The following is a 4,139-nucleotide window of genomic DNA, read 5'->3' on the forward strand; positions in this document are numbered from 1 at the left end:
CTTATTATTGACTAGAGTCATGCTCTTTGTCTCTCTTGGGAAGATTTCTCTCTTGAGCAGAAAGGCGGGCTCAGTGCAGAAAGTGACGTATGCCGGTGCAAACCATGGCAATACCGGCAGCGTTGGCAGCAGCAATGGAATCGGCATCGCGGATGCTCCCCCCCGGCTGGATGATGGCGCGGATCCCTGCTTGGGCAGCCATCTCCACGCTGTCGGCAAAGGGGAAGAAGCCATCGCTGGCCAAAACAGCTCCTGCTGCTTGGGATCCCGCCTGCTGGAGAGCGATCTCCGCTGCTCCCACCCGATTCATTTGTCCGGCTCCGACGCCGAGCGTCTGCCTCTGCTTGGCGACGACAATGGCGTTGGATTTCACATGTTTGCAGACTATCCAGGCAAATTCCAGATCCGCCCACTCCTCCGGTGTGGGCTGGCGTTGGGTGACCACTTGCCAAGAAGGGGGGCTGTCGGTTTGCGTCGGTTCCTGGTCGCGACAGCGTTGCAGAGCAACAGGTGAATCGGCGTCTTGCACCAGAAAGCCCCCGGCCAGGGTGCGGATTGTTTGGGCAGGCCCCACACACAAGTCCGGCAAGATCAAGACCCGCAAGTTCTTTTTGACTGACAGTAGCTCAGCCGCTTCTGGAGTGCAATCGGGAGCCACCACACACTCCAAAAAAGGCTCCACCAGCCGTCGGGCGGTCTCTGCGTCCAAGGGTTGGTTGAGGGCGACGATGCCCCCAAAGGCCGAAACTGGATCAGCAGCCAGGGCAGCCTCGAGGGCGGCAGCCGGCGATGGGCGAATGGCCACCCCGCAGGGGTTGTTGTGCTTAACCACCACCGCCACCGCTTGTTCAGGTTGCAAGAACTCCCTCCGAGCAGAGCCAGAAGACACAGAGCCCTTCCCGTCAGTGGGCCGCGTCGCATCAGCATTGCGGAGTAACAAGGTTAACTCTGCCGCCAGGGCACGGGCCGCCTCCAGATCCAGCAGGTTGTTGTAGCTCAGCTCCTTCCCCTGCAACTGCTTAGCCCGGTGCCAGCCGGGGGCAGCCGGATCCGTCACATACCAAGTGGCAGCTTGATGGGGATTTTCCCCGTAGCGCAGGCGTTGCCACAGGATCCCTTGCAGTTGAAACCTGTCTTCAGCGGCAGCTGCGGAGGACTGGGAGGGACCTGCTAGCTCCAGGCGAGCCAGGTAGGTGAGGATGGCGCGGTCGTAGGCCAGCACCTGCTCAAAGGCCCGACGAGCACACTGGAAGCGAAACGCCAGCCGCTCTGTTTCCCCATAGGCCCCGGAGAGCAGTTGCAAATACTGGGGGTACTGGCTGGGATCCGTCAGCACCGTAACGTAGGGATAATTTTTGGCTGCCGCCCGCGCCAAAGTGGGCCCGCCGATATCGATCTGCTCAAAAGCTTCCTCCAGAGACACTCCTGCCTGGGCCACTGTCTGTTCAAAAGGGTAGAAGTTGACCACCACCAGTTGGATGGGAGGGATCCCCAGCGCCTCTAGGTCTGCCCGGTCTTCGCTGCATTCCAGGCGGGCCAAAATGCCGCCGTGGATGCGGGGGTGCAGCGTCTTCACCCTTCCCCCCAAGATTTCCGGCGCGCCAGTGTGGGCAGAGACAGGGGTGACCGGGATCCCAGCTTCTGAGAGCGCCTTGGCGGTTCCCCCACTGCTGAGCAGTTGAAAGCCATGCTCTTGCACGAGGGACTGGGCCAGCGGGATCAGTCCGGTTTTGTCGGATACACTCAACAAAGCCAACGGTACAGAATCCTGTTCGCGACAGCGTTGCGCAGTAGCAAGGGGCATTGGAGGCGTTATCCAGTAGAGAAGGGCCCAGAGGAAAAAGCTGGCCGGGATACCCAGCCCAGCGCTCTCACAGCATACCCCGAAAGCTGGACCCTCTTGTCCAGCCACCTGGTTCATATCGTTCGCATCAGCGGTGCGGAGCACAATGGTGTTCAAAAGTGAACAGAGCCCGTTCGCGCTGCTCGGACGGAGTCCTCTCAGGAATAGTCTGCTTCGCCTCTAACCTGATCCTGCCGAGCCTGTTCCCGTTCCCGGTTAAGGCGGGCCACCTGGGCCTCCAGATCTTGAATACGGTGCAGCAACTGCTCGATTGCACGCCCCACCGGGTCAGGCATGAGATGGTGATCTAGGTCAATGCCATGGGCGGGGATGCGGCGCTGATGGGGCGGGATGACCGCACGGCCTGGGATCCCAACCACCGTCATGCCGGGAGCTACATCCTGAATCACGACCGCGTTGGCTCCGATACGAGCTTTTTCCCCAATGCGAACCGGCCCCAGAATCTTTGCCCCCGTGCCGACAATCACCCCATTTTCCAGGGTGGGATGACGTTTGCCCTTGTTCCAAGAGGTACCCCCCAAGGTGACCCCGTGGTAGAGGGTAACATCATCGCCAATTTCTGCCGTCTCACCGATCACCACCCCACAGCCGTGGTCAATGAAAAAGCGCCGCCCAATCTTGGCTGCCGGGTGGATTTCAATCAATGTGAAAGAACGAGCCAAGAAGCTGAGCAGCCGCGCTAGGAAAAACCAGCGCCGTTTCCACAGCCAGTGGGCGATGCGGTGCAAAAACAGAGCATGCACACCGGGATAAGTGAAGATGACCTCCCAGCGATTGCGTGCTGCCGGATCCCGATCGAAGACACAATCAACATCCTCCCAAAATTGCTGCCAGAACCCCAGTTTTGGCTCCGGCTTGCCAGCAGGGAGAGAATTGCCCTCCCCCGTTTTGGGGCTTTCCACCGCCGACTGCTCGGCCTCCGTCAGCATGAATGGTCTCCGTTTAGGAACCTCCACTCCCCTTTTAGCACTTTTTGCCGGCAGCAAGGAGAGATCTCCAATCGCGCCAAGGGAGCTCCTCGCGCAACTCTCCACTGGGTCGAGCTCAAGCAAATTGCCTTCTGCCCTAGCCTTTACTCAACTGCTGAGCCACCAGTTCTCCAATGGCTTGCGCGGCTCCCGGCCTTCCCCCCAGCCGCTGCAGTTCTGTCTGCATTTGCTGACGGCGCTGGGGATCTTCCAGCAGAACTCGCATTTGCTCGGCCACGGCCACCGGGCGCAAATGGCCCCGCAACTCTGGCACCACCTCTCGCCCCGCCCAGATGTTCGGCCAAGCCAAGTGGCCCAGCCAACGCAGAGCAATCCTATTGAAGACGCGGGCCAGCCAAGTGCCCAAGCCTGGAAGGCGGGTCAACAGGCCAAGAATCCCATCCCAGGCGCGCATTGCCTCCAGCTTGTTGGTAGGGATCACCACAACCATCGGCACCCCCAAATAGGCCAGCTCGGCGGTGTTGGCGCCAATGGTGGTCAGACAGAGATCACAGTTGGCCAGCACAGAATAGGCAGGGAAGCTTGTCCACAATTGCACCGTGCTGCCAAAGGGGGTAACAAACTGGGATCCCAGATTGGTCTGCTCCAGAATGGCTGAGGTGCCATAGATCAAAGCCATATCGGGATTGAGCTTGGGATGGGCATAGGCTGCCAACGACTGGGGGGTTTGTCCTGGGGCCACCGGGATCACAAAGCGGACATTCGGCAGCATCTGTCGCAGCTCATCGGCCACAGCCAACACCAATGGCACCCCCAAGGAGAGCTTGGCTGGCTTGGAGCCTGGGAGCAGCCCCACCTGATAGTGGGTGCGGTTCTCATCGCTCAGACGCTGCCAGCCGCGCGGTAGCAATTCTTCATCGGTGAAGCGGTTCCCCACTCTCTCTGGCGCAGTTCTTACAGGCTCCCCCTCGCCGATGGAGCTGGGAGATGCATCTTGGAGCAGGCCAAAGGCTTGGGTTGGGGAAGAAAAGCCTGCCGTGGGTTTGGAGGCAGCGGCAGGAGATCTGCTGCCAAGCCAGCCGGAAAGGGGCACCCCCGGCAAATAGACAGCGCTGGCTACGCCATCCGCCATCAAATCCCCGACAACGTGCATTTTGTGGGCCCAAGGGTGGCCCAGCAGCCGTCCGCCATCGTAGCGGCGTTTGATTGCCTCGGTTCGCACGGCGAAAGCATGTACCCAAGGCCGCCAACGGGGTTGATGCTCAGCATAGACCACCAGCCGATAGCGCAAGCGGCGAGCAATCCAGACGGCAAAAAACTGATCCCCCCCCAGAAACAGCACCACC

The 4,139-nt window shown here is 60.3% G+C and carries 3 protein-coding genes; all 3 read right to left on the reverse strand.

What is annotated here, in order from left to right:
• Positions 1-70 precede the first annotated feature (70 nt).
• Positions 71-1,804 (reverse strand): bifunctional phosphoribosylaminoimidazolecarboxamide formyltransferase/IMP cyclohydrolase, encoded by a 1,734-nt coding sequence (purH, locus tag NW818_RS11355; RefSeq protein ID WP_414424609.1) that lies wholly within the window; start codon positions 1,802-1,804, stop codon positions 71-73.
• Positions 1,805-2,001: 197 nt separating this feature from the next.
• A complete protein-coding gene (gene cysE / locus NW818_RS11360; RefSeq protein WP_414424610.1) occupies positions 2,002-2,793 on the reverse strand; it encodes a serine O-acetyltransferase in 792 nt (263 codons plus the stop codon).
• Between the two features lie 136 nt (positions 2,794-2,929).
• On the reverse strand, positions 2,930-4,139 hold a 1,210-nt coding region (locus NW818_RS11365; RefSeq protein ID WP_414424611.1), incomplete at its 5' end, for a hypothetical protein.

The organism is Synechococcus sp. R6-5 (genome assembly GCF_047461775.1).
Lineage (GTDB): Bacteria > Cyanobacteriota > Cyanobacteriia > Thermostichales > Thermostichaceae > Thermostichus.

Coding starts and splice junctions, on each gene's coding strand:
- cysE (WP_414424610.1), bottom strand. CDS start 2,793: ATGCTGACGGAGGCCGAGCAGTCGGCGGTGGAAAGCCCCAAAACGGGG.
- purH (WP_414424609.1), bottom strand. CDS start 1,804: ATGCCCCTTGCTACTGCGCAACGCTGTCGCGAACAGGATTCTGTACCG.